General features: G+C 36.5%; 19 protein-coding genes. 17 read left to right on the top strand and 2 right to left on the bottom strand.

Translation table 11 applies throughout. From position 1 onward, the window contains the following. Positions 1–144: 144 nt before the first annotated feature. The 11 genes from C8C76_RS08335 to C8C76_RS08290 all read left to right on the top strand — a co-directional run bounded on the left by C8C76_RS08335 (position 145) and on the right by C8C76_RS08290 (position 10,618). Positions 145–594, top strand: a complete 450-nt coding sequence (locus C8C76_RS08335) for an RrF2 family transcriptional regulator (protein WP_108140613.1) — start codon at positions 145–147, stop codon at positions 592–594. A gap of 78 nt (positions 595–672) precedes the next feature. Next, positions 673–2,607 (top strand): copper-translocating P-type ATPase, encoded by a 1,935-nt coding sequence (locus C8C76_RS08330; protein ID WP_108140611.1) that lies wholly within the window; start codon positions 673–675, stop codon positions 2,605–2,607. A 198-nt stretch (positions 2,608–2,805) separates the two neighbouring features. Next, positions 2,806–4,647 (top strand): heavy metal translocating P-type ATPase, encoded by a 1,842-nt coding sequence (locus tag C8C76_RS08325; protein ID WP_108140609.1) that lies wholly within the window; start codon positions 2,806–2,808, stop codon positions 4,645–4,647. A gap of 66 nt (positions 4,648–4,713) precedes the next feature. Then, complete coding sequence (locus C8C76_RS08320; protein ID WP_089656062.1) at positions 4,714–4,929, top strand: cation transporter; 216 nt, start codon at positions 4,714–4,716, stop codon at positions 4,927–4,929. 56 nt (positions 4,930–4,985) lie between these two features. Beyond that, entirely contained in the window at positions 4,986–5,696 is a 711-nt protein-coding gene (locus C8C76_RS08315) for a Crp/Fnr family transcriptional regulator (protein WP_258222455.1), read from the top strand. A 126-nt stretch (positions 5,697–5,822) separates the two neighbouring features. Continuing rightward, complete coding sequence (locus C8C76_RS08310) at positions 5,823–6,455, top strand: class I SAM-dependent methyltransferase (RefSeq protein WP_089656060.1); 633 nt, start codon at positions 5,823–5,825, stop codon at positions 6,453–6,455. A gap of 81 nt (positions 6,456–6,536) precedes the next feature. Beyond that, positions 6,537–6,746 (top strand): heavy-metal-associated domain-containing protein, encoded by a 210-nt coding sequence (locus tag C8C76_RS08305; RefSeq protein WP_108140605.1) that lies wholly within the window; start codon positions 6,537–6,539, stop codon positions 6,744–6,746. Positions 6,747–6,993: 247 nt separating this feature from the next. Then, entirely contained in the window at positions 6,994–7,131 is a 138-nt protein-coding gene (locus C8C76_RS15130) for an LDCC motif putative metal-binding protein (RefSeq protein ID WP_166637103.1), read from the top strand. 61 nt (positions 7,132–7,192) lie between these two features. Then, a complete protein-coding gene (locus C8C76_RS08300; RefSeq protein ID WP_108140603.1) occupies positions 7,193–9,679 on the top strand; it encodes a heavy metal translocating P-type ATPase in 2,487 nt (828 codons plus the stop codon). Between the two features lie 58 nt (positions 9,680–9,737). Further along, on the top strand, positions 9,738–10,013 hold the full coding sequence (locus C8C76_RS08295) for a metal-sensitive transcriptional regulator (RefSeq protein ID WP_089656057.1): 276 nt from the start codon (positions 9,738–9,740) through the stop codon (positions 10,011–10,013). 65 nt (positions 10,014–10,078) lie between these two features. Next, complete coding sequence (locus C8C76_RS08290) at positions 10,079–10,618, top strand: hypothetical protein (RefSeq protein WP_108140601.1); 540 nt, start codon at positions 10,079–10,081, stop codon at positions 10,616–10,618. A gap of 93 nt (positions 10,619–10,711) precedes the next feature. On the opposite strand, the gene C8C76_RS08285 is transcribed toward C8C76_RS08290, so the two are convergent. Then, positions 10,712–11,146 carry a Dps family protein gene (locus C8C76_RS08285; protein ID WP_108140599.1) on the bottom strand — a complete coding sequence of 145 codons (435 nt, stop codon included), beginning with the start codon at positions 11,144–11,146 and terminating at the stop codon, positions 10,712–10,714. 235 nt (positions 11,147–11,381) lie between these two features. Between C8C76_RS08285 and C8C76_RS08280 the strand changes: the two genes are divergently transcribed. Next, positions 11,382–12,869, top strand: a complete 1,488-nt coding sequence (locus C8C76_RS08280) for a TrkH family potassium uptake protein (RefSeq protein ID WP_108140597.1) — start codon at positions 11,382–11,384, stop codon at positions 12,867–12,869. Between the two features lie 150 nt (positions 12,870–13,019). On the opposite strand, the gene C8C76_RS08275 is transcribed toward C8C76_RS08280, so the two are convergent. Beyond that, positions 13,020–13,856, bottom strand: a complete 837-nt coding sequence (locus C8C76_RS08275; protein WP_089656053.1) for a zinc metalloprotease HtpX — start codon at positions 13,854–13,856, stop codon at positions 13,020–13,022. Between the two features lie 172 nt (positions 13,857–14,028). On the opposite strand from C8C76_RS08275, the gene C8C76_RS08270 reads away from it, so the two are divergent. The 5 genes from C8C76_RS08270 (at position 14,029) to C8C76_RS08250 (ending at position 18,240) form a co-directional block, all read left to right on the top strand. Then, entirely contained in the window at positions 14,029–14,589 is a 561-nt protein-coding gene (locus tag C8C76_RS08270; protein WP_089656052.1) for a sugar O-acetyltransferase, read from the top strand. Positions 14,590–14,644: 55 nt separating this feature from the next. Further along, complete coding sequence (locus C8C76_RS08265) at positions 14,645–15,397, top strand: hypothetical protein (protein WP_108140595.1); 753 nt, start codon at positions 14,645–14,647, stop codon at positions 15,395–15,397. A 32-nt stretch (positions 15,398–15,429) separates the two neighbouring features. Beyond that, on the top strand, positions 15,430–15,768 hold the full coding sequence (locus C8C76_RS08260) for a phenylpyruvate tautomerase MIF-related protein (RefSeq protein WP_108140593.1): 339 nt from the start codon (positions 15,430–15,432) through the stop codon (positions 15,766–15,768). Between the two features lie 13 nt (positions 15,769–15,781). After that, positions 15,782–16,747, top strand: coding sequence for a zinc transporter ZntB (locus tag C8C76_RS08255; protein WP_108140591.1), 966 nt, complete (start codon positions 15,782–15,784; stop codon positions 16,745–16,747). Between the two features lie 62 nt (positions 16,748–16,809). Continuing rightward, complete coding sequence (locus tag C8C76_RS08250; protein ID WP_181248179.1) at positions 16,810–18,240, top strand: nicotinate phosphoribosyltransferase; 1,431 nt, start codon at positions 16,810–16,812, stop codon at positions 18,238–18,240. Positions 18,241–18,268 lie beyond the last annotated feature (28 nt).

The raw sequence follows: 18,268 nt of genomic DNA, 5'->3' as shown, positions 1-18,268 counted from the left end.
CTGCTTAAATTATATACAGTTCATATTATTTTGTCAAGTCCAGTTTGCTTTTAATTTCCTGCTGTAGTAAAATTTTAGTAGTAAAAGAATTTACATAAAAGTCTGATTCTTTCTTTATACAATAAATAATGAGGTGTTATTAAAATGGAAATTTCAACTCAGGGAAGATATGGAGTTAGAGCTTTAATAGATCTGGCAGTCAATGCTGACTCAAATGCAGTTTCTCTGCGGGAAATATCAGAAAGGCAGAATATTTCGGAACGATATTTGGAGCAGATTTTTGCAGAGTTAAAAAAAGCTGGTCTTATCAGAAGTATCAGGGGGGCTCACGGTGGTTATTTATTAAATCAGCCACCTGAGGAAATAAGTCTGGCTGATATACTGGCAGTATTAGAAGGGAAAATTGTACCAGAAATTAATATTGATAATGAGCAGGGAGAGGAAGTAGTTTTTCAAACAGTTGCCCAGGAGATCTGGTTAAAGCTGGAAGATGGTCTGCAGGAGTTGATGAAATCTATTACTCTAGCCGACCTAAAAGTGAGGATAGAAGAAGTAAGGAAAGAAAAAGGAGAAGGATATATGTATTATATTTAATTTGACTCAAATAATCTGAGTGTTATACTGTATTTAAGATACATTACAGGGGTATAGTTAAATAAGGAGGTATTAAAAATGGATCATCAGAAAATGTTAGAGGATTTTAAAAAGCGATTTAAAATATCTTTAGTGATCACAGTACCAATTTTAGTACTTTCACCTATGATTCAGAGCTTTTTTGGTTATACACTCGAATTTGCAGGCAGCAAATATCTTTTATTTCTACTTTCAACAGTAATCTTTTTCTATGGTGGCTGGCCATTTCTTTCAGGCCTCAAGGATGAATTGAGCGATAAAAATCCGGGAATGATGACCTTAATTGCCCTGGCAATTTCTGTCGCCTATTTTTACAGTTCAGCCGTTGTCTTTGGTCTGGAAGGTAGATTTTTCTTCTGGGAGCTGGCAACTTTAATTGTAATTATGCTTTTAGGTCACTGGATTGAAATGCGTTCAGTTATGGGAGCCTCGCAGGCCTTAGAAGAACTGGCAAAGTTGATGCCGGATCAGGCTCATAAAATTGTTGAGGGAGAAGTTAAGGAAATTAAGATTAAAGAGTTAGAAAAAGGAGATCAGGTTCTGGTAAAGCCGGGAGAAAAAATCCCAGCTGATGGAGTGATTTACGAAGGAGATTCCTATATAGATGAGTCCATGTTAACCGGAGAATCAGAACCCGTTGAAAGAAAAGTTGATGATGAAGTAATAGGTGGTTCTGTTAATGGTGACAGCTCAATTAAAATTAAAATTGAAAAAGCAGGAGATGAAAGTTACTTATCTCAGGTTATAGAGATGGTTAAAGAGTCCCAGGCAGCTAAATCAAAAACACAGAATTTTGCTGACCGAGCAGCTTTATGGCTGACTATTATTGCAATTACAGCAGGTACTTTAACCTTTGGCAGCTGGTTCTATATCACCGGGGACCTGGCTTTTGCTATTGAAAGAATGGCAACAGTGATGGTTATTACCTGTCCTCATGCTCTGGGACTTGCAATTCCACTGGTAGTTGCGGTATCTACAACTCTATCTGCTAAAAATGGACTTTTAATCCGCAACCGGACAGCTTTTGAAAATGCTCGCAAAATAGATACAGTATTATTTGATAAAACTGGGACCTTAACTGAAGGAGAATTTGGAGTTGAAGCAGTAGAAAGCTTTGCTGATAATTATAATGAGCAGGACATCCTGCAGAAAGCAGCTTCTTTAGAACAGGAATCAGAACATCCAATAGCAAATGGAATAGTAAAAAAAGCTGAGACAGATGAACTTGAACTGCTAAAAGTTGATGATTTTGAAATTATAAAAGGTAAAGGTGTTATTGGAAAAATTGATGGAACTGATATGAAAGCTGTTTCTCCTGGTTATCTGGAAGAAAATGAAATTGAGGTACCGGAGAATGCTTTAAAGGAAGGACCATTTACCGAAGTCTTTATTTTAGAGGCAGGAAGTTTAATTGGAATGATCAGACTGGCTGATCAGATTAGAGAAAGTTCCTATGAGGCAGTTCAAAAGCTTAAAGACAGAGGCATTAAAGTTAAGATGCTGACTGGAGATAATCAAAAAACTGCTGAATATGTGAGTAATGAACTCGGTCTGACTGATTATTTTGCCGAAGTACTGCCCGATCAAAAACAGCAGAAAGTTGAGGAGCTGCAGGCTGAAGGAGCCTTTGTTGCAATGACCGGTGATGGTGTTAATGATGCACCTGCCCTGGCCAAAGCAGATATCGGGATTGCCATCGGCTCAGGTACAGACGTGGCAGCAGAAACAGCAGATATTATCCTGGTTGAAAGTGACCCACTTGATGTGCTAAAACTGATTGAATTTGGCAGCCTGACATTTAAGAAGATGATTCAGAATTTATTCTGGGCTACAGGCTATAATGCCTTTGCGATTCCACTGGCAGCCGGTGTGCTGGCCGGATTTGGAATTATGATTTCTCCGGCAGTTGGTGCAGTACTGATGTCAATGAGTACAGTTATTGTAGCAATCAATGCCAAGATGTTAAAATTTTAAGATGAGTTTCAATTTAAATAATAAAATCTTGGCTTTTAAAGCTAATCAAAAAATTAAATATAATGAGTTATACCTCAGTCACTTTGTATTTTTAAAGCTGGCTGAGGTCTTTTTTTGTAAAAAATGATTTATATCATAGCTGCCTTTCTGGAAAATTGTTATACTGGTGGTACAAAGTAATCAGGGAGGTTGGTTGAGATGAAAAAGAAATTAAAAATAGTTACTATATCAGGGTTTTTAATTGGAGTAGGCTGGTTGAGCAATTTATTAAATTTTAATCCCCTAATTTTTGATACAGCCATGGTGGCAGCTGCAGTAGTTGCGGGTTATCAAGTAGCGATTAGTGCCTATAATACTTTAAAAATGAAAGTGATAAGTATTAATTTACTGGTATCAATTGCTGCAGTTGGGGCAGTTATTATTGGAGAATATTGGGAGGCGGCTGCAGTTACCTTTCTCTTTGCCTTTGGTTCCTATTTAGAAAGCAGAACAGTAGGGAAAGCCAGAGATGCAATTAGAGACTTAATGGATCTGGCTCCTAATCTGGCTACAGTTATCAGAGAGGGAGAAGAAAAGGAGATAGCAGCAGAAGAAGTAGAGGTTGAGGAAGTAGTAATTGTCAGGCCTGGAGAAAAAATTCCGGTTGATGGAAGAGTAGTTAAAGGTAAAAGTGAGGTCAATCAGGCTGCAATTACCGGCGAATCAGTGCCGGTTAGAAAAGAAATTGGAGATGAGGTCTTCAGTGGGACCATAAATAAAAATGGTTATCTGGAAATTAAAACTGAAAAGGTTGGAGATGACACAACCTTTGGTAAAATAATAGAGCTGGTAGAGGAAGCACAGGAGGAAAAAGCACCTACTCAAAAGTTGATGGAGCGTTTTTCTAAATATTATACTCCTGGAATAATTCTGCTTTCAATTATTTCCTATTTTTTCAGCGGCAGTGTCAGACTTTCATTAACTCTGCTGGTTATTGGTTGTCCGGGAGCACTGGTTATCTCGACACCGATATCTATTGTGGCTGGGATCGGTAATGGGGCTAAAAATGGAATTTTAATCAAAGGAGGTGAGTACTTAGAAAAATCAGGCGAAATTGATATGCTTGCTTTTGATAAAACTGGGACCTTGAGTAAGGGAGAAGCCGAAGTTGATCAGCTCATAACTTATGATAAAAGTGAGGCTGAAGTTTTAAGACTGGATGCAATCGCTGAATTTAACTCTGAACATCACCTGGCCCGGGCCATCAAAAAGAAAGCAGAAAAGACAGTGAAAACAGAAATTAAATCTCCAGTAGCCTTTGAGACTCATACCGGAAAAGGTGTAACAGCCCAAATTGATGGTAAAGAAATTATGATTGGAAACAGCAGGTTATTTAAGGAAGAGGAAATTGAGATTAAGCCAGAAATTGAAGAGCAAAAAAATCGACTGGAAGAAGAGGGGAAAACAGTTGTAATAGTGGCAGAAAATGATCAAATAATAGCTCTGATCTCAATTGCTGATCGACCCAGAGAAAATGCCTATCAGATTGTAGAAAAATTAAAGCAGGTGGGTATCAAAAAAGTAGTGATGTTAACCGGTGATAATGAGAGGATTGCAGAATCGGTTGCTAATGAACTGAATCTTGATGGTTATAGAGCCGAGCTGCTGCCGGAAGATAAGGTAAAGGCAGTAGAAGAATATCAAAAAGAAGGTTATAAAGTGGCTATGGTAGGAGACGGAATAAATGATACCCCTTCTTTAGTAACAGCAGATATTGGGATTGCAATGGGAGCAGCCGGTACAGATGCTGCTATTGATACAGCAGATATTACTCTAATGGCAGATAACTTAAATAAACTACCATATGCAATTGGACTCAGCAAAGCGGCAAATCGAAATATAAAACAAAATGTAGTCTTTGCTGTTCTGGTTGTTTTCGCTCTACTGGCAGGTGTTTTAGGTCAGAAAGTTTTTCTGGCTTCTGGAATGCTTGTTCATGAGTTAAGTGTTTTAATAGTAATCTTTAATGCAATGCGTCTATTGAGATATGATGCAGCTTAAAATAAATAATATTGATTTAAGATTTTTAAGAATAACTTAAAATAATAAAATTTGGAGGTAAAAAAAATGAAAAAAATTAAACTTTATTTAGAAGAACTGAGCTGTCCTGACTGTGCAAATAAGGTAGAAATGGTTTTAAATAAAACAGAAGGAGTCAAAAAAGCTGATGTTCATTATACAACCAGCAAAGCTAATGTAGAGTATGATCCTGATAAAATAGATATCTCAGGTCTGAAAAAAGCAGTTGCAAAAACAGGATATAAAGTAGAAAAGACTAAATAGATAATAAAGGGCATCTGTTTTTTCCTTAAAATTAGTTAAACCAAAAAGTTCATTAATTGGAGAAAGCAGATGCCAACATTAATTATGAGGGTGATATTATGGAAAATTGTAATCATGAAGCATGTGTAAGAAAAGTACCAATTTTTTCTGAGCTGGATCATCAAAAAATAAATAAATTAAATAATCTGGTCAAACAAAAAAAGTTTAAAAATGGAGAATTAATCTATCTGGAAGGAGAAATAGGAAAGAATATTTATATTATTGAATCCGGACTGGTCAAATTGTATCGAAGCAATGAAGAGGGAAATCAGTATATATTGAGGTTGTTAAAAGAAGGAGATTTTTTGGGAGAACTGGTATTATTTAAAGAAGAAGAGTTAAGCAGCAGTGCAGAAGCGGTAGGGGACTGCACAATTTGCATGCTTCCCAAAGATGAACTGGAAAAATTAATTAAATCATCACCAGAACTTTCATATAAATTACTATCAGCAATTAGCAGCCGCTTAAACAAAACAGAAAATAAACTGCAGTCTCTGGCTCTGGAAGATGCAAAAGAAAAAACAATGCGTTTACTGCTGGAGCTGGCCAAGGAAAGTGGAATAAAAAAAGAAAACGGGATTTTAATTAATTTACCGCTGAGTCGGGATGGTCTGGCAAATTTAATTGGAACAACTCAGGAAACATTAAGCCGTAAATTATCAGAACTGCAGCAGGAAAAGATCATATCACTGCAGGGACAGAAAAAGATTTTAATTAAAAATGCTTAGATTTAATTTTAAGATGCTTTCTTACTTGAGGGAAAGCATCTTTTTTGACACCAACAATCCTGAGTGTTATACTATACTTAAGATACTAGATAGGGATATATAGTGTCAAAATGAGGTGCTATTATTATGAGTGAAAATAATAAAATTAAAAAACGCTATGACCGAGTGGCTCCAGTTTATGATTCTCTTGAATATTTAATGGAAAAAGGGAAAATGGGAGATTGGCGCCAGAATCTCTGGCAGAGGGTTGAAGATAAAATTGATAAAGATAATATGAGACTTCTAGAAGCTGGGGTTGGCAGTGGTAAAAATATTGAATATTATCCGGATAATATTGAAATTTATGCCATAGATTTCAGTCCCAAAATGATTCAGGAAGCTGAAAAAAAGGCTAAGAAATATAATCGGGAAGTAAAGTTACTGGAAATGGACATTCAGGATCTTAATTTTGAAGATAATAATTTTGATCTAATTGTCACCAGCTGTGTATTCTGTTCGGTACCTGATCCAGTTAAAGGGTTAAAAGAACTGAAAAGAGTCTTAAAAAAAGACGGCAGGATAATAATGCTGGAGCATATGCGGAGTCAGAATGAGCTGGTTGGTAAGCTGATGGATTTATTTAACTGGGTCAGCCTCTACACCTGGGGAGCGAATATCAACCGTAAAACTATCGAGAATATCGAAAAAGCTGGACTGAAGCTGGTTGAGGTGAATGATTTGATGTCCGATATTGTTAAAGAAATCGAGCTTAAAAAATAACTAATCTTGACAAAGTTAGTTGGTGATGCTATCATTAATTATACCCCTTACATGTATAGCGTATAAAGGAGATGTTAAAAAATGAAAAAAACTATTATTATAGAAGGTATGTCCTGTGAACACTGTGAGATGCATACTGTAAAAGAATTAGAAAAGATTGATGGTGTTATTTCTGCAGCAGCTGATGCTGATAAAGGTGAGGCAGTTGTAGAATTAGAAAAAGAAGTAGCAGAAGCTGAATTTAAAGCAGCTGTTGAAGAAGCTGGCTACGAGTATATAAAGACCAAATAAATTTAAAAAATTTTAATCTTAATATACATGGTAGGGGTATATTTTTTTAATTCTTTCGTTTTTAATAAACAAACTACTTAATTCCTATCTTGAAAAAAATTCTTCGTTTCAACCGACAATTAAAAGAGTAATAAATTGAAATTACGTAAATATATTAGAGCTGCACGAATTTGCTTTTAGAAGTTTAAGTGATAAATTAATTGTACTTATAGAATTAATATATTATGTATTTTGAGGAGGATACAAGATGGCTCAGAATAAAAACCAAAAAAGCTGGTGGCAGAACTTTGTTGACAAACTTGCTTCCGCCAACGAGAAGCAGTATGGAGATGATGTACCGGACTGCTGTGGTGATGGAAAAACAAAAAAAGAAAATGGAAAGTAGATTTATTAGCTGGATATTATTTTAGAAATAATTTATATAATCTTAATGGAGGTGCAGAATAATGGCGAATAAGAAAATAACTTTAAAAATACAGGATATGAGCTGTGCCAGCTGTGCTCAAGCAGTAGAAAAAGCTCTAAATAAAGCTGAAGGAGTCACTGAAGCACAGGTTAATTTTGCTGCTGAAAAAGCTTATATAACTTTTGATCCAGCTCAAAGCAGCAGAGAGCAATTAATTGAGGTTGTTAAAAATAGTGGTTATGGTGTTAAAGAAGAAAAGGCAAAGACTTCTTTTAAGATAGGTGGAATGACCTGTGCCAGCTGTTCAGCAGCTGTAGAAAAGGCTTTAAATAAAAGTGAAGGTATTTACGAGGCAAATGTTAATATTGCAACTGAAAAAGGCAGTGTAGAATATAATCCAGAAGTCTTAAGCAAAAATGACTTTAGAGAAATTGTTAAGAATTCTGGTTATGAACTGCTCAGTTTTGAAGATGAAGAAACAGATAAAAGTCGTGAAAATGCTGAGGACGAACTCAGTGATGATATGAAAAAAGTTAAGGAAGCAAAGAAAAAAATGTGGGGTACCTGGGCTTTTACAATTCCAATCATGCTCTGGATGATTCCGGAGATGTTCTTTGGGGTTGCCTGGCCTAATATGCAGATTTTTAATTTAGGAATGATTGTTTTAGCAATTCCACCACTTTTTGTTTTTGGACGCAAAACTTTTATAACTGCCTATAGAGCAGTCAGCCACGGCAGTGCCAATATGGATGTTTTAATCGCAATGGGTACTGGAGCAGCCTTTATAACCGGTCCGGCAGTATTTTTTACTCCGATTGCTAATTATGCTGGAGTTTCAGCTATGATTATGGCCTTTCATTTAACCGGTCGCTATATAGAAGAAACCGCAAAAGGCAGAGCTTCTCAGGCAATCAGAAAATTACTGGAACTGGGAGCAAAAACTGCAACAATTATTGAAGCTGGTGAAGAAAAGGAAGTTGCAATTGAAGATGTACAGCCTGGTGATATTATGCTGGTTAAACCGGGAGAAAAAATACCTACTGACGGAGAAATAGTTGAAGGAAAGACAACTGTTGATGAGTCAATGGCAACTGGTGAATCAATGCCTGTTGAAAGAACAAACGGTGATGAAGTAATCGGTGCTACAGTTAATCAAAATGGATTGATCAAAGTAAAGGCAACTAAAGTTGGAAAGGATACCTTCCTCTCACAGGTAGTTAAGATGGTAGAGGAAGCTCAGGGAACTAAGGTTCCGATCCAGGAATTTGCTGATAAAATTACAGGGATTTTTGTGCCAACTGTTTTAGTTATAGCAGTCTCGACCTTTGGATTATGGCTGATCTTTCCTGATGCATTAAGAGAAGTTGGCTTCTGGGCTCAATCTTTTCTGCCCTGGGTTGATCCAACACTTGGAACATTTACCCTGGCAATTTTCGCAACAATTGCCGTTTTAGTTATAGCCTGTCCCTGTGCTTTAGGGCTGGCAACTCCAACTGCTCTGATGGTTGGAAGTGGAATTGGAGCTGAAAATGGAGTTTTAATCCGTAAAGGTGAGGCAATCCAGACTATGAAGGATGTACACACAATTGTTTTTGATAAGACAGGAACCATTACTAAAGGTAAGCCGGAAGTAACAGATTTAATAGCAGCCGAAAAAAGCAGCGAAGAAAAATTACTACAGCTGGCTGCAAGTGTAGAAGCAGGTTCTGAACATCCACTGGGAGAAGCAATAGTTAGAGGAGCAAAAGATAGAGAAATTGAAGTAAAAGAAATTAAAAACTTTAATTCTGTTACCGGTAAAGGGGTTAAGGCAGAAGTTGAAGGCAAAGAAATTCTAGTCGGCAGTAGAAAACTGATGGAAGAAGCAGGAATAGACACCTCCAGTTTTGAAGCTGAACTAAAAAGGCTGGAAAACGAAGCCAAAACAGCAATGCTGGCTGCAGCAGATGGTCAGATGCTGGGAATAGTTGCTGTGGCAGATGCTTTAAAAGAAGATTCAGTTAAAGCAATTGCCGAACTTAAAAAATTAGGTTTAAAAACAGCAATGATCACCGGTGATAATCAGCGTACAGCTGAAGCTATTGCCAGAGAAGTAGGAATCGACCATGTAGTGGCAGAAGTTCTGCCAGATGGTAAGGTAGATAAGGTTAAAGAACTGCAGTCTCAATTTGGAATTATTGCCATGGTTGGTGATGGTATCAATGATGCACCGGCCTTAACTCAGGCCAATGTTGGAATTGCAATTGGTACCGGGACTGATATTGCAATTGAATCTTCAGATATCACTCTGGTGCGGGGAGATCTATCTTCAGTCATTACAGCAGTTAAACTATCTCGAGCAACCTTTAAGAAGATCAAACAGAACTTGTTCTGGGCTTTCTTTTACAACCTCATTGCGATTCCGGTTGCAATTATGGGACTATTACATCCTGTTATTGCTGAAATGGCAATGGCTACAAGTTCAATCAGTGTTGTGACTAATGCCAACCTTTTAAGAAGTGAAAATGTGCAGGCTGATTATAAATAAAATAGATTATTAGTTATTTGATATGATATAATTAAATAGAAGAATTGGGAGGGATTTGATGAATTCCTTATGTGATCTGGATAAAAAAGAGCTGATAACTCGTTTAAGAAGAATAGAAGGTCAGGTCCGTGGTCTACAGCGAATGGTCGATGAAGAAAAGTACTGTGTTGATATCCTGCATCAGATAAATGCTGTTCAGGGTGGGCTCAAAAAAGTTGGACTTAAGATTTTAGACAAACATGTCCACGGCTGTGTTCAGAGAGCAGTCAAAAATGAAGAGGGCGATGAGATTATTGATGAACTGATGGATGTGCTGGCCAAGTTTACTGACTAAGAGATTAATTAGCACAAAAACGACTATTTTAATTTTGTCATTATTTAATTAAGGAGGAATAAGCAGTGAAGAAAAAAGTAATATTTATTTTAATTGTTCTTTTGTCACTTTTTGGTCTTGCGGCATGTTCGGGTGATTCTGAGCAGGCAGCCGAGGAGGAACAGGCTGCTGATACGGTAACGACAGCTTCAATTGTAAGTGAAGAAGCAGCATTTAGGGAAGCAATTAGTTCTGATGGCAGCTGGATCATAGCAGCTTTGAATGATTTAACTTTTGAAGAAGCAATAACAGTTGAAGGTGAGTTCTATAATGGTGGTGATTCAGAAAATGATCTCTACAGAAAAATAGCAGCTTATGCTCAGGATGATGAGCGTAATATAACAGATAGATATACAATTACAGCCCCAGAAATGATTATCAAAAGTCCAAACACACGCTTTCAGGCAGGGACATTTGTAGGAGATATTATTGTGGAGGCAAATGGATTTACTCTTTATGATGGAACTGTTGAAGGGAATATTTATTATGCAGCTGAAGAATATCAGGATTCAGCCGAAATTACAGAAGATAGTGAAGTTACTGGCAGTATAGAAATCAGAAATTAAATTTTTGGAGTTAAAAATAGATTTTGATTAGTTTAAGAAATAGAAAAAGCCAGGGGATATCCCCTGGCTTTACTAATCTAAATTAAGTTTCAATTATGCTAAAATAGATCTCACAAACCAGATGTTCTGACTGTAGCCAGCTACATGATCTTCAAAGGCCCCAACAACTTCGAAGTCACCAACTTGATCAGCATCATTTCTGATTTCTGTAGCTAATTTTTTCATTTCTTTTAAATCAGCTAAAACCTCATTTAATACTTCATCTACCCCATATTTTTTAGAATCTAATTCTTCAACTGTTGCAGCTTCCTGGTATTCACTTAGCTTTACCAGCGGAAATTCACCTTTCATTTTCATAATCTCTGCAACCTCATCATACTTTTCAAAGAAATCATCGTAAAGTTCTTCTGTAAAGTTATGAACCTGCATAAACTGTTTACCCTCAACATTCCAGTGTAAATTGTGTAATTTTGTGTTTAAAACTGCCAGGTTTGCTAAATAAGTGTTCATTTTTTTGTAATCTTTCATTATAAATTCCTCCTGTTATATTATTAGTAATAGTAATCATTACTATTAAGTACTATAAATATAATATATGATTTGCTTTAAATAGTCAAGGGAGAACTTCATTTTTAGATTAATTGTATTTTATTTTACAAAAATTAATTGGTTTTTGTCTTGAAATATTTTGCAAAAGCTTGCTGATATTGATTGATAACCTGTATAATGATATTAGATGTTTTTATTAGAGGAGGAAAAGTCATTGCTTAAATCAAGCCGCTTAAATACAATTACATATTATCTAAGCCACCTCTTATTTTTACTGGTGCCGATGTTGATTATTCCTTTAATCATCTCTCTATTATATAATGAAGGAAATCAATTATATCAGGCATATTACTTTGCAATTTTATTTACTCTGCTTGCTGCTTTTCTGCTAAGAGCTCTGGCTCAGAAAAATAAGATTGAAATAAATCTGACTACTGCAATGCTGCTCTGTGCTTTCAGCTGGATTGTTGTCTCTCTATTTGGTGCCCTACCTTTTATAATTGGAATTGAAAAGACATTCATCGATGCCTTATTTGAGTCAACTGCTGGTTTTACTTCTGCTGGGCTTACAGTTTTTAGTGGTCTCAATCTGCTGCCGAAGTCTATTATTTTCTGGCGCAGCTTAATGCAGTTTCTTGGTGGACTGGGAATTTTAACTTTTTTCCTGCTGATTGCCAGTCGCGCAGGAGGAGAGACCTGGCAGTTTTTTAGTGCAGAAGGACATAAATTTAATGTTTCCAGACCGGTTCCCAATATATTTAGAACAGTTAAAATTCTCTGGGGCATTTATATTTTATTTATTATTGCAGAAACAGTAATTCTAAAACTGCTGGGTTTGAGTTTTTTTGATGCCTTAACCCACAGCTTCACTACTATTTCTACTGGAGGTTTCTCGCACTATGATCAGAGTATTGGTCATTTTGCTGCCAGCGGTTTTGAAAACTATATTTTAATCGAATATGTTATTATCTTTTTTATGTTCTTAGGAGGAGTCAATTTCCTTCTACACTACCGTCTTTTCACTGGTGATTATAAAGGAGTTATCAATAACAGTGAATTTAAAACATATTCTAAAATAATAATATATTCAGCAGTCATAATTTCAGCCGCGGTAATTGTTTTAAAGACAGCTGACAGTTCTGCTGAAGAAATTTTTAGGAAAAGTCTTTTTCAGATTACTGCTTTATTAACGACAACTGGTTTTAGCACTGAAAATATAAATTCCAGCTTTTTTCCTGCTGCAGCTAAAATGTTTTTTCTGCTTTTAATGCTGATTGGAGGAAGTGTTGGTTCTACTTCTGGTGGAATTAAAGTAATGAGAATTAAAATTTTGGGGAGACTTTTTAAGAGGGATATCAAAAAAATTTATTACCCGGCTCATGCTGTGCTGCCGGTAACTATAGATAAGCAGATTCTGGACAAAGATGAGATCTTTAAATTAACTGGCTTATTTTCATTCTGGCTCTTTTTAATTGCAGCCGGCGGAATTATAACCGCCTTATTTTCTGATTTAAGCAGCTGGGAAGCTTATTCAACTATGTTTTCAGCAGTTGGCAATATTGGACCTTCCTTTATCTCTGTCAACAAGCTGGCAGATCTATCTCCAATTGTTAAGATAGTACATATAGTGGGAATGATTGCCGGCAGGTTAGAAATAATACCTCTAATTATTCTTTTAAATCCTAAAGCCTGGAAATCATAAAAAATTACAACAAATGCAGGCTGTTTTTTCAGCGGCCGCTATGATGTTAACCACTGGTATGAATAATTTGATAAAAAGAAAGCCATAAATTTTCTGTTTTTGCAGAAGATTTATGGCTTTAACTATTTTTGGATAAAATAATTTACTGTATTATTTGACCTGGCGCAGTCTTTTTATTCTTTCTGCTGTAGGTGGATGGGAACTGAATAATTTAGCCATTCCTTCTCGGGAGAGTGGATTTAAAATAAACATGTGGGCTGCAGCTTCATTAACCTGCATCGGCTGGCCTCCCTGACTGTAGCGCTCCATCTTTTCTAAAGCGCTGGCCAGTCCTTCAGGATTACCAGAGATTTTCCCACCTGTTTCATCAGCAATATACTCTCTTGATCTGGATATCGCCATTTTGATTAAAATAGCTGCCAGCGGAGCAAAGATAATAGCAACCAGCTGCAGTAAAGCTCCAGCGCCATTATTATTGCGGCGGCCGCCAAAAATCATTCTGAACCTTCCCATTCTGGCTAAGAAGGCAAGTGCTCCCGCCATTACAGCGGCCATGGTGCTGATCAGGGTATCCCTATTTTTTACATGGGCCAGCTCGTGGGCAATTACCCCCTCTAATTCATCTTCATTTAACAAGTTAATTAAACCCTGAGTAACAGCAACAGCTGCATGTTCGGGATTTCTACCGGTTGCAAAGGCATTGGGCTGATTTGACGGTGTTAAATATATATCTGGCATCGGCAGTTCAGCATTTTGACTGAGCCTGCGGACTATTCTGTAGATTTCAGGTGCTTCAGCCTCACTTAAAGGTTTAGACTTAGTCATTTTAATTGCAAGCTGATCACTGTTCCAGTAGCTGATTAAGTTAATTGCCAGGGCAAAAACAAAAGCCATCACAATTCCATCCTCACCAGCAATCATTCCTCCAAAAAACATAAAAACAATTATTAAAGAAAACATTAATAAAAATGTTTTTGTGCGGTGCATAAGATCTCCTCCTTAGAGTAAAATATATCTATTTCTAATCTAATTCTACAGCAATATTACAGCTTATACAAATTAAAATTTGATGAGAAATTAGGTTTTCAAAATAGAGGAATTTCTTTCTCTTTGTTTAAATATGGATATAGTGATCAAATAAATAAAAAAGGTGGTTATTATGAAAACAGAAAAAGAAAAGATGTTAGCAGGAGAGATGTACAATCCTCAGGATAAAGAACTGGCAGCAGATAGATTAAGGGCAAAAAAATTATGCTATAAGTATAATAATCTGGCTCCTCAGGAGGGAGAAAAGAAAAAGCTTGTCTTAAAAGAACTGCTGCAGACAGATAAGGCACCCTACATAGAGCCTAATTTTTACTGTGATTATGGTTATAATATCAACATTGGTGAAATGTTTTATGCTAATCACAACTGTGTTTTACTTGATGTAAATACAATAACTATCGGTAATAATGTAATGCTGGGACCGGCAGTCCAGATCTATACTGCCACACATCCTCTGGAAGAAAAGGCCCGCAATTCAGGCCGGGAACTTGGTTTTCCTGTCGAGATTGGTGACAATGTCTGGATTGGTGGAGGAGCTATTATCCAGCCGGGAGTAAAAATTGGTGATAATGCTGTAATTGGAGCTGGAGCAGTAGTAACTAAAGATGTACCGGCCGATCATTTTGTCGGTGGTAATCCTGCCAGAGTGATTAAAGAAATTGATAACAGCTAAATTTTTAAATTAATTTGTAATCTGCTTGAAAAAATTTGGCCAGGGAGGTTAAATCTTGGATGCTACAACTATAACAATTATATTTATTGTTCTTTCAGCACTGGTAGCAGTTGTCTTAAGAAAAATTAAGAAAGATAAATGTCTTAAAGATTTTAGAGATGATATGGTTACTTTAGAACTTTTAAATGGTCAGCAGTACAAGGGAGAATTAAAGTTAAAAAGCTCCGGACTGAAGTTTGACTATCCAGAGTTGATTAAAGATGAACAGAGCTTAAAGTTTTTAAGTTTTTTGCTCTATAAAAATGAATATCCAGACATTCAGGCAGTTGTCCGCTATCATCATGATTTAACAGCGGAAGGTAAAAAATTGCGGCAGGAAGACTTTGAAAAAACTTTTCATCCTTCCCGCTGGCGCCGACTCAGGCGTTCGATCTTGAATTTTTTTAAGATCATTAAGGATGCAGTTATTGAAATTCTTAATTTAATGACCAGTCACCTATCTAAAACAACACCTGTTGGTGCAGCTATCAGCAGTAATGACCGTGAAGTTAATAAAATGAAGAATGAACTTTATGGGCTGGTTGAAACATCTTATGAACCTCTACTGGAAGATTATATTGGTGAAAGAGTAATTTTAGAGCTTAAAAAGGGCAGTGAATGGGTTAAATATAATGGAGTTTTAAAAGATTATACAGCAGAGTTCATTGAGTTGATCGATGTAGATTATGCTCCTGAAACAAGTGGCAGAATTGATGCCGACTTAATAGTTTTAAGGAAATATGGTATAGTTCGCAATTTAAGTGAGTAGAAAAATCTAAAATTTAAAAAGGAGTGTTTTTAATGCCTTATATTAAAGTACAGACCAATCAGCAAGTAGAAAGAAAAGAAGAGTTGCTAGAAAAACTATCAGCTGAGATGGCAGAACAGCTGGGAAAACCAGAATCATATATTATGACTGCACTAGAAGCCGATCTGAAGATGACATTTGGCGGCAGTACAGAAAAAACTGCCTTTATTGAAGTTAAAAGTATCGGTTTAAAGCAGTCAATGACCGAAGAATTATCACAATTTATCTGTGAATTTATGGAACAGGAACTGGAAATAGAACAGGATAGAATTTATATTGAATTTGCTGATGCTCCAGGAGCAATGTGGGGCTGGGATGGAGGCACCTTTTAGCTAGGGGGTATTTATGGCGGCACTGATTACAGGTTATTATATAGAAAAAGATTATATTAAAAAATTTGAAAATTTATCCGAAGAAATTTCTAACAAGAATGAAGATTCCTTTAGCTGGTATCACCTCAATGTGCTGGAGACAGAAGCAAAAGATTGGTTAAAAGAAAAAAGTGGTTTATCTGAGATTGTGATTAAAGAACTGATTTCCGAAGAGACCAGGCCCCGGGTTTTAAAGGATGAGGATGGAATTCTGCTCAATCTGCGGGGCTTAAATTTAAATCCTGATTCAGATGAGGAGGATATGGTTTCTCTGCACATGTGGATTGAGCCCGGCAGAATAATTACCACCCGCAGTGAGCGGGTATTTACCATTGATGATATTGATCAGAGTTATCAGCGAGGGAATGGTCCGCGGAGTACAGCTGATTTTTTAATCAGAGTACTTGATGGTGTAATTGACCGGATTAGTGATTATATCTATGATATAGAAGAACAGATTGATGAAATGGAAGAAGAAGTTTTAACAGCCGAAAGAGCTAAACTGCGCTCAATGATTTCGGAAAAGAGAAGAGAAGCTGTTATTATCAGGCGCTATATAGTGCCTCAGCGGGAATCGATGGCCCGATTATATAAAGAAAAGATTGGCTGGCTGGATGAGGATGATAAAGAATATGTTTATGAATTTTCCAACCGCTCAATCCGTCAGATTGAAGAGTTGGATACTATCCGAGACCGGGCAGCTTTGGTTCAGGAAGAATTAAATAATAAGATCAATGATCAGATGAATAGAACAATGTATATTCTTTCGATAGTTGGTAGTATCTTTTTGCCTTTAGGTTTTCTAACCGGCTTATTTGGAATTAATATTGGTGGGATGCCGGGGACTGAGAGCGGTGCAGCTTTTGGGATTTTTTCAGTTTTAATGCTGGTGATTATTGGAATTGAATACTGGCTCTTTAAACGGAATGACTGGATTTAATCCACCTTAGATGTTAAAATTTTATAATAGCAAATAATTAAATAAGGTTGGTGTATATTAGAATGAGAGATTTAAGTCTTTTAACAGATTTCTATCAGCTGACTATGGCCCAGGGATACTGTGAAAAAGGAAAAACAGAAAAGGCAGTATTTGATCTTTTTTACAGAGATAATCCCAGTGGTAATGGTTATGCTGTTTTTGCTGGTTTGGAGCAGATTATTGAATTTGTAGAGAATTTAGAGTTTAAAGAAGATGATATTGAATATTTAAGAAGCCAGGGATTTAAAGAAAGATTTTTAGATTATCTAAAGAATTTTGAATTTACAGGAGATATTTATTCAGTACCGGAGGGCAGTGTTGTTTTTCCAAAAGAGCCGCTGCTTAAGGTAGAAGCTCCTATTTTACAGGCCCAGTTATTAGAAACTCCACTTTTAAATTTTATTAACCACCAGGCATTAATTGCTACTAAGGCTGCCAGAATTAATGAAGCAGCTCAGGGAAAGAATGTGCTGGAATTTGGTCTACGTCGGGCTCACGGCCCAGATGCTGGGGTCTATGGAGCAAGGGCAGCAGTAATCGGTGGCTGCTCAGGGACTTCCAATGTCTTAACCGGTAAAAAATTTGGAGTTAAGGTCAGCGGAACCCATGCCCACAGCTGGGTAATGAGTTTTGAAAGTGAACTGGAAGCTTTTAGAACCTATGCTGATAATTTCCCCAATAGTGCTATATTACTGGTTGATACCTATGATACTTTAAAATCGGGGGTTCCTAATGCAATTAAAGTTTTTAAAGAGATGAAGGAAAATGGAATTGAATCAAAGCTCTTTGGTATTAGACTGGACAGTGGTGATCTAGCCTATCTTTCTAAAGAGGCTCGAAAAATGCTTGACCAGGCCGGGCTGGAAGATGCAGTGATAGTCGCTTCTAATAATCTTGATGAAGATATTATAACTTCTCTCAACCTGCAGGGAGCAAAGATTGATCTTTATGGAGTTGGAACAAAACTGATTACTTCATATGACTGTCCTGCTTTTGGAGCAGTTTATAAGATGAGTGAATATAATGATCAGCCCAAAATTAAGCTTTCTGATAATATTGAAAAGATGACTGATCCGGGAAATAAAAAACTGATTAGAATTTATGATAGAAAATCTGGAGAAATTAGAGCAGATTTGATTGCTCTGGATAAAGAAAAAATTAGTGCAGATAGTGATTTAGTTTTATTTGATGCCAGAGATACCTGGAAAACTACCACTCTTAAAAAGGGTGATTATGAACTTAGAGAAATGATGGAGCCAATTTTTAAAAGGGGGAAATTAGTTTATGATTCCCCAACAGTGGCTGAAATTAAGAAATATGCAGAAAAAGAAAAAGAAAGTCTGGGGGCAGAATATAAAAGGTTGACCAATCCCCATAAAATGAAAGTAGATCTCTCAGATGAATTATATGAATTAAAGCAAAAACTTATTCAGGAAAATAAAATGGAAAAGTAAGGTTTTAAAACCGAATCAGAGGCTAAGT

The organism is Halanaerobium saccharolyticum (assembly GCF_003053565.1).
Lineage (GTDB): Bacteria > Bacillota > Halanaerobiia > Halanaerobiales > Halanaerobiaceae > Halanaerobium > Halanaerobium saccharolyticum_B.
Note: the sequence above shows the minus strand (reverse complement) of the source record. Positions and strands in the feature narration are given on the sequence as shown.

Bases quoted from the DNA above. Each gene is read 5' to 3' on its own strand.
- C8C76_RS08335 (WP_108140613.1), top strand. From the start codon at position 145: ATGGAAATTTCAACTCAGGGAAGATATGGAGTTAGAGCTTTAATAGAT.
- C8C76_RS08330 (WP_108140611.1), top strand. From the start codon at position 673: ATGGATCATCAGAAAATGTTAGAGGATTTTAAAAAGCGATTTAAAATA.
- C8C76_RS08325 (WP_108140609.1), top strand. From the start codon at position 2,806: ATGAAAAAGAAATTAAAAATAGTTACTATATCAGGGTTTTTAATTGGA.
- C8C76_RS08320 (WP_089656062.1), top strand. From the start codon at position 4,714: ATGAAAAAAATTAAACTTTATTTAGAAGAACTGAGCTGTCCTGACTGT.
- C8C76_RS08310 (WP_089656060.1), top strand. From the start codon at position 5,823: ATGAGTGAAAATAATAAAATTAAAAAACGCTATGACCGAGTGGCTCCA.
- C8C76_RS08305 (WP_108140605.1), top strand. From the start codon at position 6,537: ATGAAAAAAACTATTATTATAGAAGGTATGTCCTGTGAACACTGTGAG.
- C8C76_RS15130 (WP_166637103.1), top strand. From the start codon at position 6,994: ATGGCTCAGAATAAAAACCAAAAAAGCTGGTGGCAGAACTTTGTTGAC.
- C8C76_RS08300 (WP_108140603.1), top strand. From the start codon at position 7,193: ATGGCGAATAAGAAAATAACTTTAAAAATACAGGATATGAGCTGTGCC.
- C8C76_RS08295 (WP_089656057.1), top strand. From the start codon at position 9,738: ATGAATTCCTTATGTGATCTGGATAAAAAAGAGCTGATAACTCGTTTA.
- C8C76_RS08285 (WP_108140599.1), bottom strand. From the start codon at position 11,146: ATGAAAGATTACAAAAAAATGAACACTTATTTAGCAAACCTGGCAGTT.
- C8C76_RS08275 (WP_089656053.1), bottom strand. From the start codon at position 13,856: ATGCACCGCACAAAAACATTTTTATTAATGTTTTCTTTAATAATTGTT.
- C8C76_RS08270 (WP_089656052.1), top strand. From the start codon at position 14,029: ATGAAAACAGAAAAAGAAAAGATGTTAGCAGGAGAGATGTACAATCCT.
- C8C76_RS08260 (WP_108140593.1), top strand. From the start codon at position 15,430: ATGCCTTATATTAAAGTACAGACCAATCAGCAAGTAGAAAGAAAAGAA.
- C8C76_RS08255 (WP_108140591.1), top strand. From the start codon at position 15,782: ATGGCGGCACTGATTACAGGTTATTATATAGAAAAAGATTATATTAAA.
- C8C76_RS08250 (WP_181248179.1), top strand. From the start codon at position 16,810: ATGAGAGATTTAAGTCTTTTAACAGATTTCTATCAGCTGACTATGGCC.